Source organism: Pontibacter sp. YIM B11418, from assembly GCF_059278805.1.
The window spans coordinates 331928-355168 of record NZ_JCAEMH010000006.1 but is presented as its reverse complement, the minus strand read 5'-3'; the positions used below and the strand labels follow the sequence as shown (position 1 = coordinate 355168).

The following is a 23241-nucleotide window of genomic DNA, read 5'->3' as shown; positions in this document are numbered from 1 at the left end:
ATTTTTTACAGCTGCATGATATAACAAGTGTCTGAAAATGAACACCCTTTTTTGATTTCGGACACCCTCCTGATGATAGGTATAAGCAAAAGAGAAAGATGGCAGGGAGAGGGTTGCTTGGAGGCAGGAAAAATCAAGCGAAGAGGCAGGACTTTAACATATTTTTAACGCTTGCCCGTATAAATTGCCTAATATTAAAGTGCCATCCTTTCTAACCCACGTCCGAGCATGGAGTCATACTTTGAGCTGACTAAGAACAACACGAGCGTCCGAACAGAGGTCCTGGCCGGACTCACTTCTTTTCTGGCCACAGCCTATATCATAGCGGTGAATCCAGCCATCCTGAGTCAGGCGGGCATGCCTTTTTCGGGAGCCTTGACTGCAACGGTGCTGGTGTCCTTTTTTAGTAGTTTGATGATGGGACTGTATGCCCGCAACCCGATCATTGTGGCGCCAGGTATGGGACTCAATGCCTTTTTTACTTACTCAGCGGTGCTGGGGATGGGCATTACGTGGCAGGTGGCGCTGGGGGCCGTTTTCTGGTCAGGCATCGTATTCCTGATGCTCTCCGTTTTTAAAGTGCGCATCCTCATTGTGAAGGCTATACCTCGTCCATTGCGCTACGCCATCGCCGCAGGTATAGGCCTGTTCATCACCATCATCGGCTTTGCCAACGCCGGTTTTATTGTTCCTGATGAGGCTACCACGACGGGCCTGGGGCCGCTCTCTCCCTCTGTTCTTACTTTTTTGGCCGGCTTGTTTTTAATGGCCATTCTGATTGCCCGCAACGTGACAGGCGCCATACTGGTAGGTATAGCGCTTACCACGCTGGCCGCCTATCCGCTGGGACGCTGGTGGGCGTTGGATGCGGCCCCCGTCATCAGCTGGCAAGGCCTGTTCGCGGCTCCCGACTTCAGCCTGGTTTTGCAGCTGGATCTGGTCAACTCGCTGCAGTTTGCAGTTTTTCCTGTCATTTTCGCCTTCGTATTCACTGATTTATTCGATAGCCTTTCGACGTTCGTGGGCCTGGCCGAAGCCGCCAACCTGACGGACGAGCACGGAGAGCCCCGCAACGTAGGTCGCTCGCTGACCGCCGATGCGCTGTCCACCACCATAGCTGGTTTGCTGGGTTCCAGCCCCGGCACCGCCTATGTGGAGTCGGCGGTAGGTATAGAAGCTGGCGGCCGCACCGGCCTGACGGCTGTCGTGGCTGGTTTGCTTTTCCTGCCCTTTCTGTTCCTGGCGCCGCTGCTTTCCATGATTCCGGCCATTGCCACCGCGCCGGCCCTGGTGCTGGTGGGCGCCTTTATGGTGCGCCCGATCGTACGGATCAACTGGCTGAAAATGGACGAGGCGATCCCGGCCTTTCTGGCCATGGTGCTGATTCCTTTTACCCACTCTATCTCGCAGGGCATCATCTGGGGCTTCCTGAGTTGGGCTGTTTTGAAAGTAGCAACTGGACAGACCCGAAGCATTTCCCCTACCCTATGGGTCATCGTTGCGTTTTGCGTGCTGGCCCTCGTCATGCAGTCGCATTAGGCAATTTGCCTATATTATATTAATGGCATCTTCCTTATCTTAGGGGCTTTCAATCCGAACCCTATGATCAAAAAGTTTGCTCTAGCAGCATTGCTGGCCGCCGGATCGGCGCTTTCAGTTGCTGCGCAGGACGCACCCTCCTGGATGCGTTACCCGGCCATCTCCCCTGATGGCAAAACCATTGTTTTCACCTACAAAGGAGACCTCTATACCGTACCGGCAGCAGGCGGAAACGCAACGCCGCTTACGCTGCACGAGGCGCATGACTTCATGCCGGTGTGGAGTCACGATGGCAAGTCGATCGCTTTTGCCAGCGACCGCTACGGCAACTTCGATATTTTCGTAATGCCAGCTACCGGTGGTGCCGCCCAGCGCATCACCTTCCACTCGGCGCACGAGTATCCGTATGAGTTCAGCCAGGACAACAAAACCGTATACTTCGGCTCTACCCGTCACGACGCCGCTAGCAACCGGCAGTTCCCGACAGCTTACCAGCCGGAACTATACCAGGTAGCCGTGTCGGGTGGTCGCGTGAAGCAAGTGCTAACGACGCCGGCCGAGGAGGTAAAACTGAGCCGTGATGGCGGCAAAATGCTGTACCAGGACCGAAAAGGCGGTGAGAACCAGTGGCGCAAGCACCACGTGTCCTCCGTTACCCGGGACATCTGGGAATACGACACCAAAACCGGCAAGCACACCAAACTCACCAGCTACGAAGGCGAAGACCGCAGCCCGGTGTTTGCCGACAACGACAAAACGCTCTATTACCTGAGCGAGGCGAGCGGCACCCTGAACGTGCATAAAATGACTGCGCAGGGGCCTGCCAAACCCGAGCAGGTGACCTCTTTTGAAAAGCACCCGGTTCGCTTCCTGACAGCTGCACAGGATGGTACCTTGAGCTTTAGCCAAAATGGGGAGCTCTATACCAAGAAGCCAAACGGACAGGCGCAGAAAGTGAACGTGCGCATCGCGACGGATGCCAAGACCAACAACGAAAGCATCCTGAAAGTGAATGGTGGCCTTCGTGACTTGGCGGTGTCGCCAAATGGCAAAGAGGTGGCGTTCATATACCGCGGTGAGGTGTTTGTGAGTGCCGTGGAAGGATCGGTGACCAAGCGGATCACCAACACGCCGGAGCAGGAACGCAATGTGAGCTTCTCACCCGATGGCAAGTCGCTGCTCTACGCCAGCGAGCGCGGCAAGAACTGGAAAATCTACAAGACGGATATCGTGCGGAAGGAAGAGCCTTATTTCTATGCCTCTACCCTGCTCAAGGAGACCGCTCTAATTGAAAATGAGAAGGAAAATTACGACCCGCAGTTTTCGCCGGACGGCAAAGAAGTGGCTTTCCTGGAAGATCGCATTACGTTGAAAGTCTTGAACCTGGCCAGTAAGCAGGTACGCACGCTGCTCAACACCAACGAGTTGTTCTCGATGCGCGACAACGACCAGTACTTCACTTGGAGCCCGGACAGTAAGTGGATCTTGTTTGAATACTCGGAGCCTGGTTTTGCCAATGGCGAAGTGGGCATCATCGCGGCTGACGGCAAGGGCAAAAAGATCAACCTGACTGAGAGCGGCTACAGCGACTATGCCCCCAAATGGATGATGGGCGGTGAGATGTTGATCTGGAACAGCACCCGCGACGGCATGCGCGCCCAAGCCAACAGCGGCGGCGCCCAGTCCGACATTTACGCCATGTTCTTTACACAGGACGCTTATGACAAGTACAGACTGAGCAAGGAGGACTATGCCTTGGTGAAAGAACAGGAAGAGAAAATCGCCAAAGAGAAGGAGAAGGCAAAAGAGCAGGAGAAAAAGAAGAAGGCCAAGAAGGACGAGCCGAAAAAAGATATGCAGATTGACTGGGATGGCCTGACCAACCGCAAAGCCAAACTCACGCTGCACTCTTCCAGCCTGTCGGACGCCCTGGTGTCGAAAGACGGCGAGACACTTTACTACTTGGCCAAGTTTGAGAAAGGCTACAACCTATGGTCGACGAATCTGCGCAGCAAAGAAACCAAAATGCTGGTGACGCTGAACGCCAACCGCGCCCGCATGCTGTGGGACAAAGAGCAGAAAAACCTGTTCCTGGAGTCGGATGGTAAAATCGTGAAGCTGGACCCGAGCAACAGCAAGCAGGAAACCGTGAAAGTAGACGGCGAGATGAACCTGGACATGGCAGCTGAGCGTGCCTTCATGTTTGAGCACGTATGGCGCCGCACCAAGCAGACCTTCTACACCGCCAACCTGCACGGCACCAAGTGGAATGAGCTGAAAGCCGACTACGAAGCCTACCTGCCGCACATCAGCAACGACCACGAGTTTTCTGAAATGCTCAGCGAACTGCTGGGTGAGCTGAACGTGTCGCACTCCGGTGCCAGCTACAACAAAAACGATCCGAACAGTGACGCCACGGCTTCTCTCGGCATCTTCTATGATCAGACCTATACCGGCAACGGCATTAAGTTGGATGAAGTGATCGTAGGTGGTCCGCTGGACAAAGCCGGCCTGAGCCTGAAGCCAGGTATGATCATCGAGAAGATCGACGGCGAAACGATTACCCCGGACAGAGACCTGGCGCAGTTCCTGAACCGCAAAGCCGGCAAGAATACCTTGCTGACTGTGACAGACGCCAACGGCAAAAACAGCAGAGACATCACGGTAAAGCCGATTGCACAGAACGAAGAGAATCCACTGCTCTATAAGCGCTGGGTGCGCCGCAATGCCGAAGAGGTGGATCGCCTGAGCAACGGTCAACTGGGCTACGTGCACATACCGGGCATGAACGACCCGAGCTACCGCACCGTGTATGAAGAAGTGATGGGCAAATACGCCAATCGCAAAGGTATGGTAGTCGACACCCGCAACAACGGCGGCGGTGACCTGGTAGCCGACCTGGCCATGTTCCTGAGCGGACAGAAGTTCCTGGACTATACCACCGACACTCGCTCGACTGGCTTTGAGCCATCCTTCCGCTGGACCAAGCCGAGCATCGCGCTGGCCAACGAGGCCAACTACAGCGACGGCCACTGTTTCGCCTACAGCTACATCGACCTGAAGCTGGGCAAGCTGGTAGGTATGCCAGTGCCGGGCACCTGTACCTTTGGCGGCTGGGAAATGCTGCAGAACGGTAGCGTGCGCTGGGGTGTGCCACCACTGGGTGTGAAAGACATTAAAGGCCAGTACCTGGAGAACCTGCAAACCGAGCCCGACGTGAAAGTAGCCAACGCCTACGAACTGGTAAGTAAAGGCAAAGACCAGCAGTTGGAGGCAGCCGTACAGGAACTGCTCAAAGACCTGGAAGCACAAGGCCAGGCCCAGAAATAGGCTAAGCTCGTATACCAAAATCTAGAAAGCCCCGGCAGTAGTCGGGGTTTTTTGGTTTGATGGGCTGTTGGTCACGGTACCATCAGTTTCAGTAAGAATCTGTCATTCCGAGCCATGGGAGAAATCCGAAATATTGTGAGTAAGGACCACCACCGCTGGCGCGAGCTTGTAGTTCGTTTCAAAATCTGTCTACACAGCTATACCTTCTGAAATTAACAGTACGAGCTGCAAGCTCGCACTAGCGGGGCTTTCTGTTTATGCGTAAGTCACATACCCAGTTGTATCAACGAAAGCATATTATTGTCATTTCGACCTTTGTGAGAAACCTGGAATATTGTGAGCAAAGGAAAATTTCAAATCTCTCCAGGCTGTCGAGATGACAGAGTGGGCTCAATATCCTTTCATGAGAATGGTGTTCTCAAACTTATCGGGCATTTTAGTAACTTCGGGACCATACCTATACCTGCAGAAGCATGCATGAGATTTACGACACGGTGGTGATTGGCGGTGGCCAGAGCGCCCTGGCCTGTGGCTATTACCTACGCAGAGCCAAGCTAAACTACGTCATGTTGGATGACCAGCCAGCGCCTGGTGCCTCGTGGCGCAAGTACTGGGATTCTCTCACCCTCTTCTCTCCTGCTGCCTTTAGCAGTCTGCCCGGTTGGCTGATGCCGGAGAGCAAAGCCCCTTTTCCATCGCGTGAAGAAGTGATCGACTACCTGACCAAGTATGAGCAACGTTACGAATTTCCCGTCGAGCGTCCTGTGCAGGTTCAGGAGGTATGCTTTCGTGACGGGCTTTTCGAAGTAAGGAGCGCCCATAAAACTTACTTGGCGCGTACCGTGATCAGTGCAACGGGCACGTTTCGGAAGCCATTTATACCTAACTACCAAGGTGCCGAGACATTCCGGAACCTGCAACTGCATTCCTCTGACTACAAAAATCCAGAGCCATTCAAAGATAAGCGGGTATTGATAGTGGGTGGCGGGAATTCGGGTGCGCAGATTCTGGCGGAGGTATCCAATGTGGCCAATACTAGCTGGATTACGCTCGATGAGGTGACCTTCCTGCCCGACGACGTGGACGGCCGTGTGCTCTTTGACCAGGCATCAGCACGCTACTACGCCATGCAGCATGGTAAGGAAGTCAATCCCTCCCAGTTTCATGTAGGCAATATTGTGATGGTACCTGCCGTGAAAGAAGCCCGAAGCCGTGGCGTGTTGCACACGGTAAGGCCTTTCCAGCGCTTTTATGAAGACGGTGTAATATGGTCAGACACCCAGAAGGAAAAGGTGGATGTGGTGATCTGGTGCACCGGCTTTGGTTATGCGCTCGATCACCTGGACTGCTTGAACCTAAAAGACCAGAAAGGCAAAGTAGAAGTGGAGGGCACAAAAGCCAAACTCCAGTCCGGCCTGTGGCTGGTCGGCTACGGCAATTGGACTGGTTTTGCCTCTGCTACCCTGATCGGTGTGGGACGAAGCGCACGTCAGACGGTGGCGGAGATTCAAGATTTTCTAAAGCAGGTATAGCGCGCCTCAGGTATAGCCATTTATATTTAACATAAATAATCAACCCTAAACCAACTATAGCACTCAGGCGGGATGTACATCCAGTTCTTTTATCTCGGATTTGTAAGCCGGAGGCAGGATAAGGGATTTGATCAACCAGTCGGCACGCAAATGGCGGCTCAGTTTATACACTCCAAGCACAGGCCTAAGCGCCGACCACTTACGCAGGCCAAGCTGTATGCGCACGGTGTTAGGCACGATCAGCTTCTGCCCTTCTAGCAACAGCTTATACCTGACGGGTCCCAAATGCTTGCGGTACTGCTTGTACAAATCGGTAGTGAAATGGCTGGAGGCCAAGTTTTCCTCTAAGTGCTGCTGTCGCATGTGCAGCCAGGCCTGATAGTTGTTTGGCAGCCCTTGCAGCCCCATGCGTATTCCTACCCGCCAGAATACCTCAAATACATTTTCTTTTTCTGCTTCCGTTAAGGCCCGCTCCAGCAGTTCAAAGGAGCGGATGGAATAGTCGATCAGCATGAACAACACGTCACGATAGGCCCAGTCAGGTATAGCCATGCCGCGTTTGGCCTCCACCCCGGCATGTATCTTGGCCATGGTATCGATCGCTTTGTGCGCCCCTTCCAGACTGGAGAACACGATCTGCCGGGCATAGCCTACCGTCGAGAACAGGCGTCCCAGTGGGTCGGCCGGCAGCCGCCCGGTGAAATAAAGCCAGTCAACCGCCTTGTTGAGGGCAAACTCGGCCGAAGCGCCTGCAAAAATGAACAGGATGGTGTCGCCCTTTCCCCAGATCTCGCGCACTACGCTGTCTTGCTTTACAAAGTATTCCATAATGAGAGAACAAAGGTAGTGGCCAAAATGTGCTGCTAAGAATGCTAATTCAGTAACATAACATACCACGTAGCTTAAGATCAGTTTATTGCATTGATAATCAAATACATAAATAAAACGATATGCTTATTTTCTGAAACAGAGCTTGCACGCTAAAAAATTTTGTGCTTATCTTTAGGTTCAGCTTTTAGCCAAACTGAACCCCGCTTAGCCTGCCCTCACACATTTGGGACGGGCTAAGCGGATTTTTTTTTAGAACCACCTATAACTCTAAAGACTGGTCCGCCTTTTCTTGCGATCCAGTTCTCAGTCTGTATGAGCAGCAAATAGCTGTTTAAGCAACTCTAAACTTTCTGAAAAGCAATACATCCACAGGCGAGGTATGAGGTACAACGAACCCGTTTTTTTTTGAGCTGACGCTGCTTTTGTTTCCAGATGTTTTTTAGTGGCTGCCTTCTTACCTTATCTTTGGGAAAATGAACACGCCTATGCAACCCGACTCCTCCATGCTCACCGAACTGGTACGCATGAAAATGCCCTTCGGCAAGTACAAAGACACGGTGCTGTGCTATTTGCCCGTCTCATACCTGGAGTGGTTTGCCCGCGAAGGTTTTCCGCCCGGCAAGCTGGGTATGCTGCTGGCCACCCTCTACGAGATCAAGCTTAACGGACTGGAATACCTGCTGGATCCACTTAAGCGGCAGGCCCGAAAACGCTAGGGTTATACCTCATATCATCAGGCTACAAAGAGTTGATTCAGATAATAGAGCTCTAAAGAGCGCACGCCTTAGTTATAGTCATCGGGGCTATACCTAGCGTAGCTCGTCGAAGCTGTATTTGGCGTCGCTCCAGAAGGCATCGAGGGCAATAATGCGGGGTTTGAAAAATGAGATCAGCGCGGGCCAGTCATCCTGTTTGAAGACGCTCACTCCTTTCAGTTCTGTATAGATGCGGCTGATTTCTTTTCCGTATTCGTCTGTAGTGTGCAGGTCCCAGGTCCACTCCTCTCCTACCGTATCGTGCAGCAGCTCCTTGAGGGCCTCAAACTGCTCAAAGAACATTTGCTGTATCTCCGGGTCCGGCTGCGTCATTTCAATGGCAATGGAAGCCTGCTTTTTATCGGCCTGCATGCGGAAGTACACGTTCTTCAGGCCCGTCTTGTAATTGATCCAGTTGGTTGGCATCCCTTCTGCTGACAGCACGGGGGACATATATTGTCCGAATGCTGTCCAGAATGCCTGTCTGAGTTTTGAAGCCTGTTCCCGTGTATACATGCAGTAAAATTGGTGATTGTAGAATTAAATAGCAAAATCAGAAGTGCAGCGCACTAATCGCCTTGTAGGGTAAATAGTACGTAAAAAGGATGCTATACCTACAACGGGACACACATGAAAAAATCGATTCTTCTATACCTGATGCTCGTCACAGCGGTCAGCTGCCAGGCACAGGACAACCAAGAAACCCAACAGCCTGCCCGGCAAGTGGGAGGCCCCTGCGAAGGTTGCGAGGCGCTGCATGAGTACGGCGATAAGCCGCTCAGCCCGACGGACACCCTGCCCGACTTTCGTTTGGGTGCTGAAAACAAGCTCGTGCTGACGGGTACCGTATACCTGCCCGATGGCAAAACGCCGGCGCAAGATGTCATTCTGTACGTTTACCACACCGACGCAACAGGTATATACCCTAAAAAAGGAGATGAAAAAGGCTGGGCCAGGCGGCATGGCGATACCCTTGTCGCTAACCGCGATATCACGTTGGGGCTTCATATACCGGACTACACTCCCTAACAAAAAATGGCTTAGTGATACCAGACAAGCGTTTTCTGCAACTTAAAAATTGCATTATCGTTGCTTGTTACATATTCAGTCTCTGCGATATACCTGCATTTTGGGTGGTACCGGGAGGCATAAAAAGACAAAACGATGAGAAAGAACATAATAACCGGATTATTGGCATCCGTGTTCCTGATAGGCAGCTCCTGCCAGACCAACCCGGTTACGGGCAAAAAAGACGTGATGTTCATGTCGGAGAGTCAGGAAATAGCCCTTGGTAAGGAAGCGGACCCACAGATTGTAGCAGAGTTTGGACTTTACGAGGACCCCAAACTGCAAAGCTTCATCAAAGAAAAAGGCCAGCAAATGGCCAAGGTCTCACACCGCAGCAACCTCAACTACGAGTTCAAGATCGTGGACTCCCCTGTGATCAACGCCTTTGCCGTGCCGGGGGGGTATGTGTACTTTACGCGTGGGATTATGGCCCACTTCAACAACGAAGCGCAGTTTGCCGGTGTACTCGGCCACGAGATCGGCCACATCACGGCGCGCCACTCGGCACAGCAGCAAAGCAAGTCCATTCTGGCGCAGGGCGGTCTGCTGCTTGGTATGATTCTGTCGCCTACGATTGCGCAGTACGGCCAGGAGGTATCACAGGGACTTGGTCTGCTGATGCTCAAGTATAGCCGCGATGCGGAACGGGAGTCGGACGAGCTGGGCGTGGAGTACTCGACCAAGATCGGCTACGATGCTTCCGAAATGGCTGACTTTTTCACCACCCTGCAGCGCAAGCAGGAGGAAAGCGGTCAGGCGATCCCTTCTCTCCTCTCGTCACACCCTGACCCGGGCGACCGCTACAATACTGTGCATCAACTGGCAGATGCGGAACAAAAGAAACAGAACCTGACTGACCCGAAGGTGGGGCGCAACAGCTACCTCAAAATGATTGACGGCATAGTCTATGGAGAGGATCCGAAACAGGGCTTTGTAGAGAATCAGGTTTTCTATCATCCGGTTCTCAAATTCCAGTTTAATATCCCAAGTGACTGGGGCTACCAGAACTCCCCGCAGCAGGTACAGATGGGGCCGAAGGATGGAAGCGCCGTGATGGCACTAACCCTTGCTCCTGGAGCCAGCCTGCAAGAAGCTGCCCAGCAGTCGTTGCAGAACTACGGCCTACAAGTTGTTGAAAGCAAAGAGGTAACTGTGAATGGACTGCCTGCCATTGCGGTAGTGGCTGACCCACAGCCCCAACAACAACAGCAGCAGCAGCAGCAACAACAGCCTTTGCGCACGCTTACGTACTTTATCCAGCACGGCGAAAACATCTACAGTCTGATGGGCATTACCACGGCACAGAACTTCAACAACTACTTCCAGGTTTTCAGCGGGAGTATGCAGAGCTTCAAGGTGCTCTCGGACCCAGAGAAGCTGAACCGCAAGCCGGAGCGCATCAGTATCGTAACGGTTCCGAAGGCCACTACATTGGCCCAGGCGCTGCGCAGCAACAACATGCCCGATGCCCGCCACAACGAACTGGCCGTGCTCAACGGCATGCAGCTAAGTGATCAGCTACCTGCTGGCACCCTGATCAAAGTAGTAAAGAAATAGGTATAACCAGTATACAAAGAAAGCCCTGCCTCCTTTTCAGGAAGCAGGGCTTTTTGCTTTGCGCTATACCTGTCGGATAGGCCTTTATTCGTTTACCTTGAGCAGTTTATGCACCGATTTTTTTCCGCCCTGCTCTACCTGCATGTAGTAAATGCCTACTGGTACCCGCTGTAACCGGAGCTGCTCCTGGTGGCTTTGCTGGTGCTTGAGGAAGCGAACGTGTTGCAGATTGCGCCCGGTCATGTCCACCAGCTGCACTTGCACCGTTCCGCGATAGTCGCCTTCCAGGTGTAGCACGGTAGTCTCCTGCATCGGGTTCGGGTATACGCTCACACCATTTTCGGCCAGTTCCTCTTCTGCTGAGAGCACGAGTCCCTGCCAGGGCACTAAGTTAGGCTGTGGCGTTTCGAGCTTTTTGGTGGTATAAATGTGGAACTCGCCCGGCTGCAGTTCCATCGCCTGGCCGGGGTCCTCGATGCTGTTTTCCCTGCCTGTAAAGTAGTCGTACCATACCCCAGTGGTAGGGAAATTGGCGTTTATCTGCTGCGCCCGAACATCAAAATTACCCAGTATGAACACATCCATGTCTTCATGAAAAAGGAAGATGCGCTTTACCTGGCCACTCAACTGGAGGTCGAAATCATTGGTTGTGAAGGCCGGTTCGTTTAGTTTGAGCTTGATGAGCTCGGCGTATACCTGGTACAGCTTCTGCCGGTCGGCTTGCTGCTGGTATTCCCAGCGGATCGGTTTCTGGCCGGTGCGGCCGTTCTGGTCGATGGACACATCATACCCGAGTTCTCCGAACTGCCAGATCATCTTCGGACCAGGTATGGGCAGGAAGAAGGCGGCATCCAGTTTGGCGCGGTCAAGGGCGGTACTCGGGGTGCGGGTATTATAACTGCCGTTGCGGTTACCATTGTTGAGCACATCGTATAGTATACGCTCTTCGTCGTGGCTTTCCATGTACCCGATCAGGTATGGGTTTTCCCAGGTGCGGTTTTTATAAGAAATCCCCTGCGGATTGGCCAGCACGCCTTTTGCCATGTTGCGGTAGTCGTGGTTGTGGTTGCCCCAAAACAGCATACCGTAGCTGGACAATTCTTTTTCTTCCTGGTTATCTGCAAAGTGCTCCAGTATCACATAGGCCGATTCGTCGTAGCTTCTGATCTCGTCATAAATGCGCTTCCAGGTGGCGACGCGGCCGGCATCATAGGAACTCCAGGCGCCCACGTTATCACCAGTGTTTTTCTGTGTAAAGCCCTTCGAAAGGTCAAAACGGTAGCCGTCGATGTTGTACTCTTCTATCCAGTGGCGGCTCACCCGCTCCACCAGTTCCTTGGTGGCTTCGCTCTCGTGGTTGAAGTCGAAGAAGACGCTGAAGGGGTGCGTGGCCCGCTGGTTGAAGAACGGGTTGTTGGCCGCCGGCTGGTTGCCGTCCCAGTACATTTTCACATAAGGGTACTCGTAATCCGCCTGGTTGAGCACAATGTCCAGAATGACGGCAATACCCATTTCATGCGCCTTGTCTATAAAAGCCTTCAGGTCGTTTTTGGTGCCGTAAGCTTTGTCGGGCGCGAAAAAGAAGATCGGGTTGTAGCCCCAGGAGTCGTTGCCGGAGAACTCCATCACCGGCATGAGTTCAATGGCATTCACGCCGAGGCGCTTCAGGTAGGTGAGCGTATCGGCCAGCACCTTGTAGTTGCGGGCCTCGATGAAGTCGCGCACGTGCAGCTCGTAGATCACCAGTTTTTCCGGATCCGGTCTTTCAAAGTCCGTCACTTCCCAGGTATAGCCGGGCTGGTTTGTCTGCAGGATCGACACGATGCCTTCCGCTTCCGCTGGGTAGGCTTTGAGGTTGGGGTACGTGCTGGCAGGTATGTACTGGTCCATGGCCGGGTCGAGGATCTTCTCGGTATAGGGGTCGGCCACGGCCAGCGTGCCATCCACCAAGTACTGATAGGCTACCTCCTGCCCTGCCGGCAGGTTGCTCAGCTCGATCCAATAGCGGTTGCCGTCGGTGGTACGCTTCATCAGGTATTCCGGCGAACTCTCCCAATTATTAAACTCCCCAATGGCGTACACAAAATTCTTGTGGGGCGCATACAGCACCAGCACGGCGCTGGAGGCACCGGTATAGTTCACGCCATCCCGCATACCTGCCGGCAGCGCTGCCACAGCCGGCTGCGGCCTCACCCGAAATGTGAAGGTTTCAGTGGTGGTTGCCCCACCAAGTTTCGCCTCAATGGTGACAGTGCGGAGCAAGCCTTGCTGGTTCCCGGCATTGATCGTGGTCTGTACCTGATCCGTGTTGCTGGCGCTGTACACCACCGTGTTGTCCAGCTTCACCGTCACGTCGGCTTTAGCCGAGACAACGGCCCGCACAGGTATAGCGCTGTTGGCCGCCACAAAAAAGTCCTTCTGAGCAGGTTCGCGCAGGGCTACCTGCAGACTGCCGTCATAGAGCTGGATGATAAAGTCTTCGGTTTGGGCGGTACCATTGCCGTTTTTCAACAGCAGCCCCAGTTTGTCGATGGTCTGACCGGCCGGCACTCCGAAATAAGTGCGGGGCGTGAGTTTGATCTGCCAGCGGTCGTTGCCGAGCGAGGTCATCTTGCCAGGATTAAAAGGCTGATTAAAACTCGTCTGCCCGGCCGGCTGATACAGGAAGGCATTTGGATTGCCCACAACGCCCGCACCCGACCACAGGTATACGTCGTCGGTCTTGCCCAGCAGTCCGGCAGCACGCCCGTCTTTAGCCTGCTTCACATCAAAAATGATCGTGATTTCCTGGCCGCCGTTGGGGAACTCAGGTATAGTTTGGACTGCCTGCGCCTTTGCCTGCCACGTTATACCTGCCAAAAAAACAAAAAGGATCAGCAAGTGGTTGAGGTATTTGTTTGCCATAAAGGGGGAATTATGAATGAAAGTTATTCAGGTACACAGCAGCAAGCAGGTTAGTCTTCTGTCTATTACAACATGCGCCAGGCAGAGCAGGTATGGCCATATCCTCAGTTACATGTTATAACACCAGATACGATTGTATATTTTTCAGAGCCTAAAGGTATGATATCCGATTAAATTCTAATATAATTGTTGTAATCCGTTTCGAAAACGGTGCAATCGCGCATGGACGAGCAGGAAGTTTGGGGCAGGTTTAAAGAAGGAAGCGAAGATGATTTTTCGCTACTGTACCATCATTTTGCTCCCATCATGCTGCGCTACGGCAACCGGATCACATCTGACAAAGAACTTATACGCGATTGTCTGCAACAGGTATTTTTTTCGCTTTGGAAGAGCCGTACCACTGTTGGCACCCCTGCCAGTGTGCGGCATTACCTGCTCAAAGCCATCCGCAACGAGCTCATCAAAAAAGGCAATCGCGCTAAACTGCACGAGGAATTGCCCGAAAATTACCACTTTGAGCTCGAGGATTCTCACGAGCAGACCATGATCCAGCTGCAGACAGCCGAACTGACGCGCCAACGGATCTCAGAACTACTCTCGCAGCTTCCGGCCCGCCAGCGGGAAGTCATCTTCCTGAAATACTACGCCAACCTCAAGTACGACGAGATCGCCGCTATCATGGACATCGGGCAAGACTCAGTGTACAAAACTACCTACAAAGCAATCGCCCGTTTGCAGCAGCTGCTCCACAACAGCGCCCTCCTGCTATTTATGCTCTTCTTTTAGGGGAAAATTATCCCACTCACTTACAATACTTTATAAATTATTTTACTTTTTATAGCCAAAAGGAGGGATAATTTCTGACCCTGCCGGCTATTGTCTATAGTGTGTGCCTATACGCTGAAACCGCCCAATAAACAGACGCCTTACATGAACTACACAACAGCCACTGCAGCTGAACTGGCAGCCGACCATGACTTTATACAATGGGTCAAATACCCTACGCAGGAAAGTACGCTGTACTGGTCGCAGTTTGCTGAACAATACCCCGACAGGGCGCAGGAAATGGCGGAGGCGCGTCATTTAGTATTATTGCTGTCGCAGGAGCAGGCTGATGACCATAGCTTCGACGAAGATGCGCAGCTGGTTTGGGAGCAACTGCAGGAAGCGATGAAGCATGATCGGGAGCGCGGACCGGATAGTGGCCGTGTGTTCTCGCTATGGGGCTATCCCCTCAAAACCTGGTTGTCTGCGGCGGCCGTCATCACTCTGTTGTTAGCTTCAGTCGCCCTTCTTCTCACCCGCCAAAGTGCTGAGCCGGTCACCTACGCCACTGCTTACGGTGAGAAGCGCATTGTCCAACTTCCGGATAAATCCGTAATAGTACTTAATGCCAATTCAAGTATAACTATTCCTGAAAAATGGAAAAAGAATGAGCCTAGAACCGTTCAATTGCGCGGCGAGGCTTTTTTCTCGGTAACACAGCAGGCTAACAGACAGCAGTTTATCGTGACAACCAGCAAAGGCACCAAAATAAACGTACTAGGGACAGAATTTAACGTATACGACCGCGGCCAGGAAAACCGGGTTATATTGGCGAGCGGCAAAGTAAGGCTGAGCGCCACACAAAACGGTGCAGCAAGACAAATAGAAATGCAGCCCGGCGATCTGATAACAGTGTCTGCAGCAGGCGGTCTTAGCCACCGTCGCGTAGACCCGGAGCTATATACTGCCTGGCAGCACAACAAGGTATATTTTGACAATTACACACTGCGTGAAGTAGGCACGCTGATCGAGCAGCAGTATGGCTATCAGGTAGAATTCAGTGGCAAAGAGCTTCCCGGGCAGCGCATCACGGCCTTCCTGGAAGTAAATAACCCCGAAGACATCCTGAACACACTGGCTGAGACATTTGAACTCAAGATCACCCAACAAGAGAACACTATATACATAAGCTCACTATAAATTAACCTCATAATCTATGTCAAATAAATCTACTAAGAGACTAGGTTCCTTTGGTTTGGCAGTAGCCCTGTGCTGCTTTCAGGTACCGGGAACCGCTCAGGGTTATCCGGGCCCTGGTCCGAGCCTTGCAGTAAACCACACCTCCGGACAGGCCCTGACAGCCAAGTCGCTCAAGGATTTGCTCAATGATCTCAAAAACTCGCACGGCATACAGTTCTCTTACCAGGCTAGTCTGGCCGACGACGTGCAGCTGATTGTGCCAGAGCCGAAAGGCGGCGTGCAGAACGTGGATGAGTTCCTGGGTGCCACGCTGGCCAGCAATAATCTGGCTTATAAAAAAGTGAGGGGGGTATACATCATCTCGAAGGCACGCCCTGCCGCAGCTAGCACCACAACTGTGGTAGCCAAACCACGCACGGCGGTACAGCAGGATGTAACCGTTAGCGGCCGCGTGTTAGACGAGAATGGCGAAGCACTGCCAGGCGTAACGGTTGTACTCAAAGGCACTACCCGCGGTACTGCTACCAATGCCAATGGCGAGTTTACACTGCCAGCTCCTTCTGAAGGCGGTACGCTGGTATTCTCTTTCATTGGTTACGCCACACAGGAAGTGGCCATCGGTGGCCAGACTGACTTCAACATTACAATGCGCACCGACGCCCGCGCTTTGCAGGAAGTGGTGATTGTAGGGTATGGTACGCAGGAGAGGAAAGACGTAACAGGTGCCGTTACCACCGTTTCAGAAGAAGATTTTCAGGACGGACAAGTAACTACAGCCGAACAGCTCATTACCGGCAAAGTAGCTGGTGTGCAAATCACCTCAAACGGCGGTGCCCCTGGTTCAGGTAGCCGTATCCGTATACGCGGTGGTGCTTCGCTCAACGCCAGCAACGACCCACTTATCGTGATCGACGGTGTGCCGATCGACAACGAGGTGATTGCTGGTTCAGCTAACCCGCTCAACTTTATCAACCCGGACGACATCGCCTCGATGAACATCCTGAAGGATGCTTCCGCGACAGCCATTTACGGCTCGCGCGCCTCCAACGGTGTGATCATCATTACCACTAAAAGCGGAGAGGCCGGACAGAAGACGCGTGTTAATTTCAGCTCACTTCACTCCCTGTCTACTAACACAAAACAGGTAGACGTAATGGATGCTGATGAGTTCAGAAGAACCGTAACAGAGTTGGGTAACCAGGATCAGATCAGGCTGTTGGGTGGTGAGAACACCAACTGGCAGGACCAGATCTACCGTAATGCCTATACCATCGACAACAATCTGAGCGTAAGCGGATCAGTGAAAGAATTGCCTTACCGCATATCGCTCGGTTACCTTAACCAGGATGGCGTTGTTAAAACCTCCAACTTTGAGCGTCTGACGGGTAGTGTGAAACTGACACCAAACTTTCTGGACAATCACTTAAATGTGGACCTGAACTGGAAGGGTGCCCTGACCAACAGCCGCTTCGCAGACGAAGGTGCCATCGGAGCAGCAGTTAATTTCGACCCGACACAGCCTGTTTATGCAGAGAACAATTTTGGAGGTTATTTCGAGTGGCTCGACCCGGCTGACAAAAAACCGATTACCATTGCGACCCGTAACCCGCTCAGCATGCTGGAGCAGCGCCGCAACGAAGGAGAGGCGCGTCGTAGCATTGGTAACATACAGGTTGACTACAAATTCCATTTCCTGCCAGCGCTGCGTGCTAACCTGAACGTAGGGTACGACAAGTCTGACAGCGAGGGCAATAACAATGCGCCTGTTACACTTGCCTCTGAATCATTCGAAGGCGGCTCTTTCCAGCGATACGAGGAGAAGAGAACCAACAAACTCCTCGATTATTACATGAACTACACTGACGACATCGAGGGGATTCGCAGCCGTATTGATGTGACAGGTGGTTACTCTTACCAGGACTGGGTAACGGAGCGCCCGGCGTTCCCCCTATTGCGAGAAAATGGTGATGTGCGCCGGGCAGCGGCTCCCTTCCCTTTCAAAACACAGAACACGCTTGTGTCTTTCTTTGGTCGTGTGAACTATGCCCTGATGGACCGTTACCTCTTGACAGCCACTGTGCGTCGTGATGGTTCTTCCCGTTTCAGAGAAGGCCAGAAATGGGGTACTTTCCCTTCCCTGGCACTTGCCTGGAGAATCAACGAGGAGGCATTCCTGAGGGACAACCCGGTCGTGTCAGACCTGAAACTGCGTGTTGGCTACGGTATTACCGGCCAGCAGGATGTGGGCAACGACTTTCCATACCTGGCACGCTATACGTCTAGTGACAGCGCTGCCATGTACCAGATCGGTAATCAATACTATTTGTTGCTTCGCCCGGAAGGATATGATGCGAACCTGAAATGGGAAGAAACCAAAACCTGGAACGCCGGCATCGACTTTGGTTTCATGAACAATCGCCTGTATGGTAGCTTCGATGCTTTTTTGCGCAACACCAAAGACCTTCTTAGTGTGGTTCCGGTATCGGCTGGTACTAACCTGACCAACCTCTTGCTTACCAACGTAGGAAGCATTGAAAGCAAGGGTCTGGAAGCTGTGTTGAACTATGTGGCCATTGACCGTGAGAGCTTCACCTGGTCTGTGGGTATCAACGGTTCCGTTATCCGCAATGAAATCACTAAGCTGAACACGGTGGACGAAGAGAATTCGGTGGGTGTGGTGACTGGTGGCATTGCCGGTGCCACAGGGCGTAACATACAGGTGCACACAGTAGGTTTCGCTCCGAACAGCTTCTATGTATACAAGCAGGTATACGGGGAGGACGGTCGTCCGATCGAAGGTTTGTATGCTGATCTCAATAAAGACGGCATCGTCAACGAGCAGGACAAGTACCGCTACAAGAACCCGGAAGCACGTCTTTTCATGGGTTTCAATACACAGCTGAACTACAACAACTGGTCACTGGGACTGCTGATGCGCGGAAACTTTAACAACTATGTATACAACAACGTGCACTCCAACACGGGCGCTTACGAGGTGACCTCTGTGAGCAACTGGCTGTCCAACATGTCGCGCAACGTGAATGAAACGGGCTTCAACATCCGTCAGTACGAGTCTGACTACTACATCGAGAACGCTTCGTTCGTGCGCATGGAGAACATCAGCCTGGGGTATAACTTTGGCAGGATCATGAACGAGCGTGCTGGCCTGCGCCTGAACGCCAACATCCAGAACGCGTTTGTGATCACCGATTATACCGGTCTGGATCCTGAGATCGCGAGCGGTATAGACAATAACTTCTACCCAAGACCGCGTGTATTTAGCCTTGGCCTGAACCTTGAACTTTAATCAGAGCAACATCATGACATCAAGATATCTAAAAACCATACTCTGTGCAGGACTCATGGCCATGGCTGCTACCTCCTGCGTCGATGATCTCGACAGAGAGCCTTTCTATGAGGCTACTTCAGCAAACGTTTACCGCGACTTTGCCAGCTACAAGCCTATTCTGGCCAAACTATACGCCGGCTTCGCCCTAACAGGGCAGCAAGGCCCAGCCGGAAAACCAGACGTGGGAGGTATAGACGAGGGTGCCTCCAACTACGTGCGTACCTACTGGATGCTGCAGCAGGTGCCCACCGATGAGGCAGTGATCGCCTGGAATGACCCGGGCCTGCCTGCACTCAATACCCTCACCTGGTCATCGAACAACGACGTGACCACAGCTATGTACTACCGCATCTTCTACCAGATCACGCTGGCAAACGAATTTATCCGGGAGATGAGTGATGAAAAACTTGATGAGCGCGGCATTACGGGTGCCAACCTGGATGAGGCAAGGAAATTCCGCGCTGAGGCCCGTTTTCTGCGTGCCCTCAGCTATTGGCATGCCCTCGACTTGTACGGCAGCGTTCCGTTTGTTACCGAAGCAGACCTGATCGGTAAGTTCTTCCCGGAGCAGGCCTCCAGAGACGAATTATTCGCTTATGTTGAGTCCGAACTGCTGGCTATTGAGAACGAGCTGGCAGCCGCCCGTCAGAATGAGTATGGTCGTGCTGACCAGGCCGCGGCCTGGACGCTGCTCACCAAACTCTATCTGAACGCTGAGGTATACACAAATCAGAAAAAATACACAGAGGCGATTACCTACGCCACGAAGGTGATAACAGCAGGCTATACCCTGGAGCCGGATTACGACCACCTGTTCATGACGACCAACCATACCTCTAACGAGATCATTTTCCCGATTACGTTCGACGGTTTGCGCACGCAGTCTTACGGTGGCACCACTTTTCTGACGCACGCGGCTGTCGGCGGCAACATGTCAGCCTCCGCGTTCGGCATTGACTCAGGCTGGGGAGGTATTCGCTCCACTCCCTCAGTTTATAACTTGTTCTCTTCCACAGCGCTTACTAGTGATGACCGTGCTAATTTTCATACGGATGGCCAGGAGAAGGAAATCAACACGATTGCTACCTTCACAGACGGCTACCCGATCACGAAATGGAAGAATACCAACCCTGCTGGTCAGGCTGGCTCTAACCCTACCTTTGTAGACACCGACTTCCCGATGTTCCGTCTGGCAGATGTGTACCTGATGTATGCTGAGGCTGTGCTGCGTGGCGGTACAGGTGGTGATGCTTCGCTGGCGCTGCAGTATGTGAACGCGCTGCGCACCCGCGCCTACAATGGAGCCTCCACAGGTAACATCGCCTCGAACCAGATGACACTCGATTTCATTCTGGATGAGCGTGCCCGTGAACTGAACTGGGAGGCACACCGCCGTACTGACCTGATTCGCTTCAATCGTTTCGCAGGTGACAGTTATGTGTGGGCATGGAAAGGCGGCATGATGGAAGGCACCAGCGTGGCAGACTTCAGGAAGCTATACCCGATACCGGCCAACGACCTGATAGCGAATCCTAACCTGACACCAACGCCAGGTTATTAACTGATTAACGGGAGTTGCAGGCTCCGTGCCTGCAACTCCCTTTTCTAAATGTTTAAAAATCGTTTTTATGAAAAACTGGTTAAATAAATCACTGCTCTTCGTGGTTGCCTCCCTCACGCTGATGAGCTGCGAGAAAGACGAAGATAAATTGATACTACGTGCGGGGACTCCTCCTGTGCTTTCGACTAGCTCGACGAACGTGGTGTTAACGGAAGAGACCGCTGAGGGCACAGCGCTTACACTGAACTGGAACGAGGCTGATTTTGGTTTTGATGCAGCTACGGAGTACTCTGTGCAGATAGATACGGCTGGCGACAACTTTGTGGGTCCGTACTCTGTTTCGTTAGGTAACAAGATAACTTCCAAAGCCTACACAGGTCAGGAACTGAACACGCTGATGAGCCGACTGAAGTATACGCCGGAGGAAGCTCACGAAGTGAAGTTCAGAATAAGAGCTGTTGTTTCGGAGTTTGTGGACCCGGTTTACTCTAACCCGGTAACGGTTAACATTACCCCATACAGCACTTACATTGAACCAACCTTCATCTATGTGCCGGGCGATTACCAGGGTTGGAATCCAGCTAATGCGCCAAGTCTGATCTCAGTGGAGGCTAACAATATTTATCAAGGGGTAATCAGCTTTACAGAGCCAAACAGCCGCATGTTCAAATTCACGGCAGACCGCAGTTGGGATCTGAACTGGGGCAACGGACCATCTGCCGGCACACTGGCTGCGAACGGCTCCGACCTGTCAGTACCGGCTAATGACAGCTACATGCTGACCGTTAACCTGAATACCATGACCTGGAGCGCTGCCAAGTACTCCTGGGGTATAATTGGTAGCGCGACGGCAGGTGGCTGGGATTCTGACCAGAACATGCGCTATATCAACGAGGAGAACGTGTGGAAAGCTACGCTGAACCTAACAGTAGGTGAGATGAAATTCCGCTTCAATGATGACTGGGTTACCAACTATGGCGGCTCCGGCGGCAATCTAACCCTTGGGGGCGATAACATTGCCGTACCGACAGCAGGCAAGTATGAGATCACACTCAAAATAAATGAAGAGGACGAAACCGCAACCTACACTTTAGTTAAGTTGTAATCGGACTAAAACCTAACATATCAGAAACCCGACAGGCAGCTCCGCTCTGTCGGGTTTTCTATGTTAAGCCCACTTGATCATCCGTATTCTAAACCCAAGCCACTCCCACGAGCCTAGCTACACTGGTGGGAATGGGTACACATAAACAACCATGAAAAAACGAAACCTGCATCACCTCCTGCTTATACCTGCGCTATACCTGGCGACGGGCTGTAGTGCACCTACAGTACTCGACAGTGAAGCCGGGATTAAGTCAGAAGCCAAGGCCAGTGAATGGCCGCACAATGTGAGTTACGAGATCTTTGTGCAGTCTTTCTGCGACTCCGACAACGATGGCATTGGCGACATCAAAGGTATGACTTCGAAGCTTGATTATCTGGCTGAGCTAGGTATAGAAGGCATTTGGCTGATGCCGATGAGCCCCTCTCCCTCCTACCACAAATATGACGTGACCGACTATACCGGCATTCACCCCGACTACGGCACCATGGAGGATTTCAAAACCTTTGTGGAGGAGGCGCACAAACGCAACATCAAAGTGGTGATCGACCTGGTGGTGAACCACTCCAGCAACAAGCATCCCTGGTTTTTGGAAGCGGCCAAAGACGAGAAAAGTCCTTACCGCGACTACTATGTGTGGGCGCACAAAGACGATCCGCAGACCAAAGGCGAGGGCAAAACGACTGGCGATGACTCCCACAACGTCCAGCATTGGCATGAGGTGAAAGGCAGCGACTACAAATACTTCGGCTACTTCTGGGGAGGCATGCCCGACCTCAATTTCGACAATCCGAAAGTGCGGCAGGAGGTATACAAAGTAGGCCGCTACTGGCTCGAGGAAGTGGGTGTGGATGGTTTCCGTCTGGATGCGGCCCGCCACATTTTTCCAGATGACAGACCAGCCGATAATCATGCTTTCTGGGAGGAGTTCAGAGCCGAGTTGCAGAAAGTAAAACCGGACGTATACCTGGTGGGCGAGGTATGGGCCGAGGCCGATGTAGTGGCGCCTTATACCAAAGGCCTCCCTGCCCTTTTCAACTTCGAGATGAGCTGGAAAATACTCGATGCCCTGAAGACAGGAAACGGCGACTCGCTGGCTATTCACCATGACCGCATCATCAACACCTATCAGCAGGTGAATCCAGACTTTGTGGACGCCACCATTCTGAGCAACCACGACCAGAACCGCATCATGAGCGAAGTGAACGGCGATCTGAACAAAGCTAAAGTAGCGGCGGCATTACTCTTTACATTACCTGGCGCTCCATACGTGTATTATGGCGAGGAGATCGGGATGCAGGGCAAGAAGCCGGATGAGATGATCCGGGAGCCTTTCCTTTGGGACACCAAAGCAAGCGACGATTGCCGCACCACCTGGGTAACGCCGAAGTTTAGCACTGAGCAGAACGTGAAGCCAGTGGCACAGCAGGCACAGGATCCGAACTCGCTCCTCAACCATTACAAGGCTTACATCCAATTGCGCAACAGCAGCAAAGCCCTGACACAAGGAGAACTGGAACCGGTGAACCTGAGCAACCGGGCGGTGAGTGCCTTTGTGCGTACCATGGCTGATGAATCGGTACTGGTACTGCACAACCTATCTGGCAAAGAAGTGAGCGTTACTATACCTGCCAGTCTGCAGGAGCACAAGCAGCTGATGCATCAGCACAATGCTGCCAAACTGAATGGTTCTACAGCGCAGCTACCACCGTACAGTTCCCTTATCATTAGAAAATAAACCAACC

At 52.5% G+C, this 23241-nt stretch carries 15 protein-coding genes; 12 read left to right on the top strand and 3 right to left on the bottom strand.

Translation table 11 applies throughout. The features are described 5' to 3' along the window. Positions 1-228: 228 nt before the first annotated feature. The 3 genes from AC4QZR_RS16530 to AC4QZR_RS16520 all read left to right on the top strand — a co-directional run bounded on the left by AC4QZR_RS16530 (position 229) and on the right by AC4QZR_RS16520 (position 6401). Positions 229-1539: an NCS2 family permease gene (locus AC4QZR_RS16530; protein WP_494481917.1), complete on the top strand. Its 1311-nt coding sequence runs from the start codon at positions 229-231 to the stop codon at positions 1537-1539. A 63-nt stretch (positions 1540-1602) separates the two neighbouring features. Beyond that, positions 1603-4869, top strand: coding sequence for a S41 family peptidase (locus AC4QZR_RS16525; RefSeq protein WP_494481916.1), 3267 nt, complete (start codon positions 1603-1605; stop codon positions 4867-4869). Between the two features lie 473 nt (positions 4870-5342). Then, the gene (locus AC4QZR_RS16520; protein ID WP_494481915.1) at positions 5343-6401 is read left to right on the top strand and encodes an ArsO family NAD(P)H-dependent flavin-containing monooxygenase; all 1059 of its coding nucleotides are present in this window, start codon (positions 5343-5345) and stop codon (positions 6399-6401) included. A gap of 63 nt (positions 6402-6464) precedes the next feature. Here AC4QZR_RS16520 and AC4QZR_RS16515 read toward each other — a convergent pair whose 3' ends face one another. Next, on the bottom strand, positions 6465-7229 hold the full coding sequence (locus AC4QZR_RS16515; protein ID WP_494481914.1) for an oxygenase MpaB family protein: 765 nt from the start codon (positions 7227-7229) through the stop codon (positions 6465-6467). A 476-nt stretch (positions 7230-7705) separates the two neighbouring features. On the opposite strand from AC4QZR_RS16515, the gene AC4QZR_RS16510 reads away from it, so the two are divergent. Next, a complete protein-coding gene (locus AC4QZR_RS16510) occupies positions 7706-7948 on the top strand; it encodes a DUF3820 family protein (RefSeq protein ID WP_494481913.1) in 243 nt (80 codons plus the stop codon). A 93-nt stretch (positions 7949-8041) separates the two neighbouring features. Here the strand turns inward: AC4QZR_RS16510 and AC4QZR_RS16505 are convergent, their stop codons facing one another. Continuing rightward, positions 8042-8503: a DUF4268 domain-containing protein gene (locus AC4QZR_RS16505; protein ID WP_494481912.1), complete on the bottom strand. Its 462-nt coding sequence runs from the start codon at positions 8501-8503 to the stop codon at positions 8042-8044. 114 nt (positions 8504-8617) lie between these two features. On the opposite strand from AC4QZR_RS16505, the gene AC4QZR_RS16500 reads away from it, so the two are divergent. Beyond that, positions 8618-9016, top strand: a complete 399-nt coding sequence (locus AC4QZR_RS16500) for a hypothetical protein (RefSeq protein WP_494481911.1) — start codon at positions 8618-8620, stop codon at positions 9014-9016. 135 nt (positions 9017-9151) lie between these two features. After that, positions 9152-10612: a M48 family metalloprotease gene (locus AC4QZR_RS16495; protein WP_494481910.1), complete on the top strand. Its 1461-nt coding sequence runs from the start codon at positions 9152-9154 to the stop codon at positions 10610-10612. Between the two features lie 84 nt (positions 10613-10696). Here AC4QZR_RS16495 and AC4QZR_RS16490 read toward each other — a convergent pair whose 3' ends face one another. Beyond that, entirely contained in the window at positions 10697-13516 is a 2820-nt protein-coding gene (locus AC4QZR_RS16490) for an alpha-amylase family glycosyl hydrolase (RefSeq protein WP_494481909.1), read from the bottom strand. 210 nt (positions 13517-13726) lie between these two features. On the opposite strand from AC4QZR_RS16490, the gene AC4QZR_RS16485 reads away from it, so the two are divergent. From AC4QZR_RS16485 to AC4QZR_RS16460, 6 genes are all read left to right on the top strand, one after another. Further along, the gene (locus tag AC4QZR_RS16485; protein ID WP_494481908.1) at positions 13727-14302 is read left to right on the top strand and encodes an RNA polymerase sigma factor; all 576 of its coding nucleotides are present in this window, start codon (positions 13727-13729) and stop codon (positions 14300-14302) included. Between the two features lie 144 nt (positions 14303-14446). Continuing rightward, positions 14447-15481 carry a FecR family protein gene (locus AC4QZR_RS16480; RefSeq protein WP_494481907.1) on the top strand — a complete coding sequence of 345 codons (1035 nt, stop codon included), beginning with the start codon at positions 14447-14449 and terminating at the stop codon, positions 15479-15481. 16 nt (positions 15482-15497) lie between these two features. Continuing rightward, positions 15498-18788 carry a SusC/RagA family TonB-linked outer membrane protein gene (locus AC4QZR_RS16475; RefSeq protein ID WP_494481906.1) on the top strand — a complete coding sequence of 1097 codons (3291 nt, stop codon included), beginning with the start codon at positions 15498-15500 and terminating at the stop codon, positions 18786-18788. Between the two features lie 13 nt (positions 18789-18801). After that, the gene (locus AC4QZR_RS16470; protein ID WP_494481905.1) at positions 18802-20391 is read left to right on the top strand and encodes a RagB/SusD family nutrient uptake outer membrane protein; all 1590 of its coding nucleotides are present in this window, start codon (positions 18802-18804) and stop codon (positions 20389-20391) included. A gap of 67 nt (positions 20392-20458) precedes the next feature. Further along, positions 20459-21496: a SusE domain-containing protein gene (locus tag AC4QZR_RS16465; RefSeq protein WP_494481904.1), complete on the top strand. Its 1038-nt coding sequence runs from the start codon at positions 20459-20461 to the stop codon at positions 21494-21496. Between the two features lie 151 nt (positions 21497-21647). Further along, positions 21648-23234 carry an alpha-amylase family glycosyl hydrolase gene (locus AC4QZR_RS16460; RefSeq protein WP_494481903.1) on the top strand — a complete coding sequence of 529 codons (1587 nt, stop codon included), beginning with the start codon at positions 21648-21650 and terminating at the stop codon, positions 23232-23234. Positions 23235-23241: the final 7 nt, after the last annotated feature.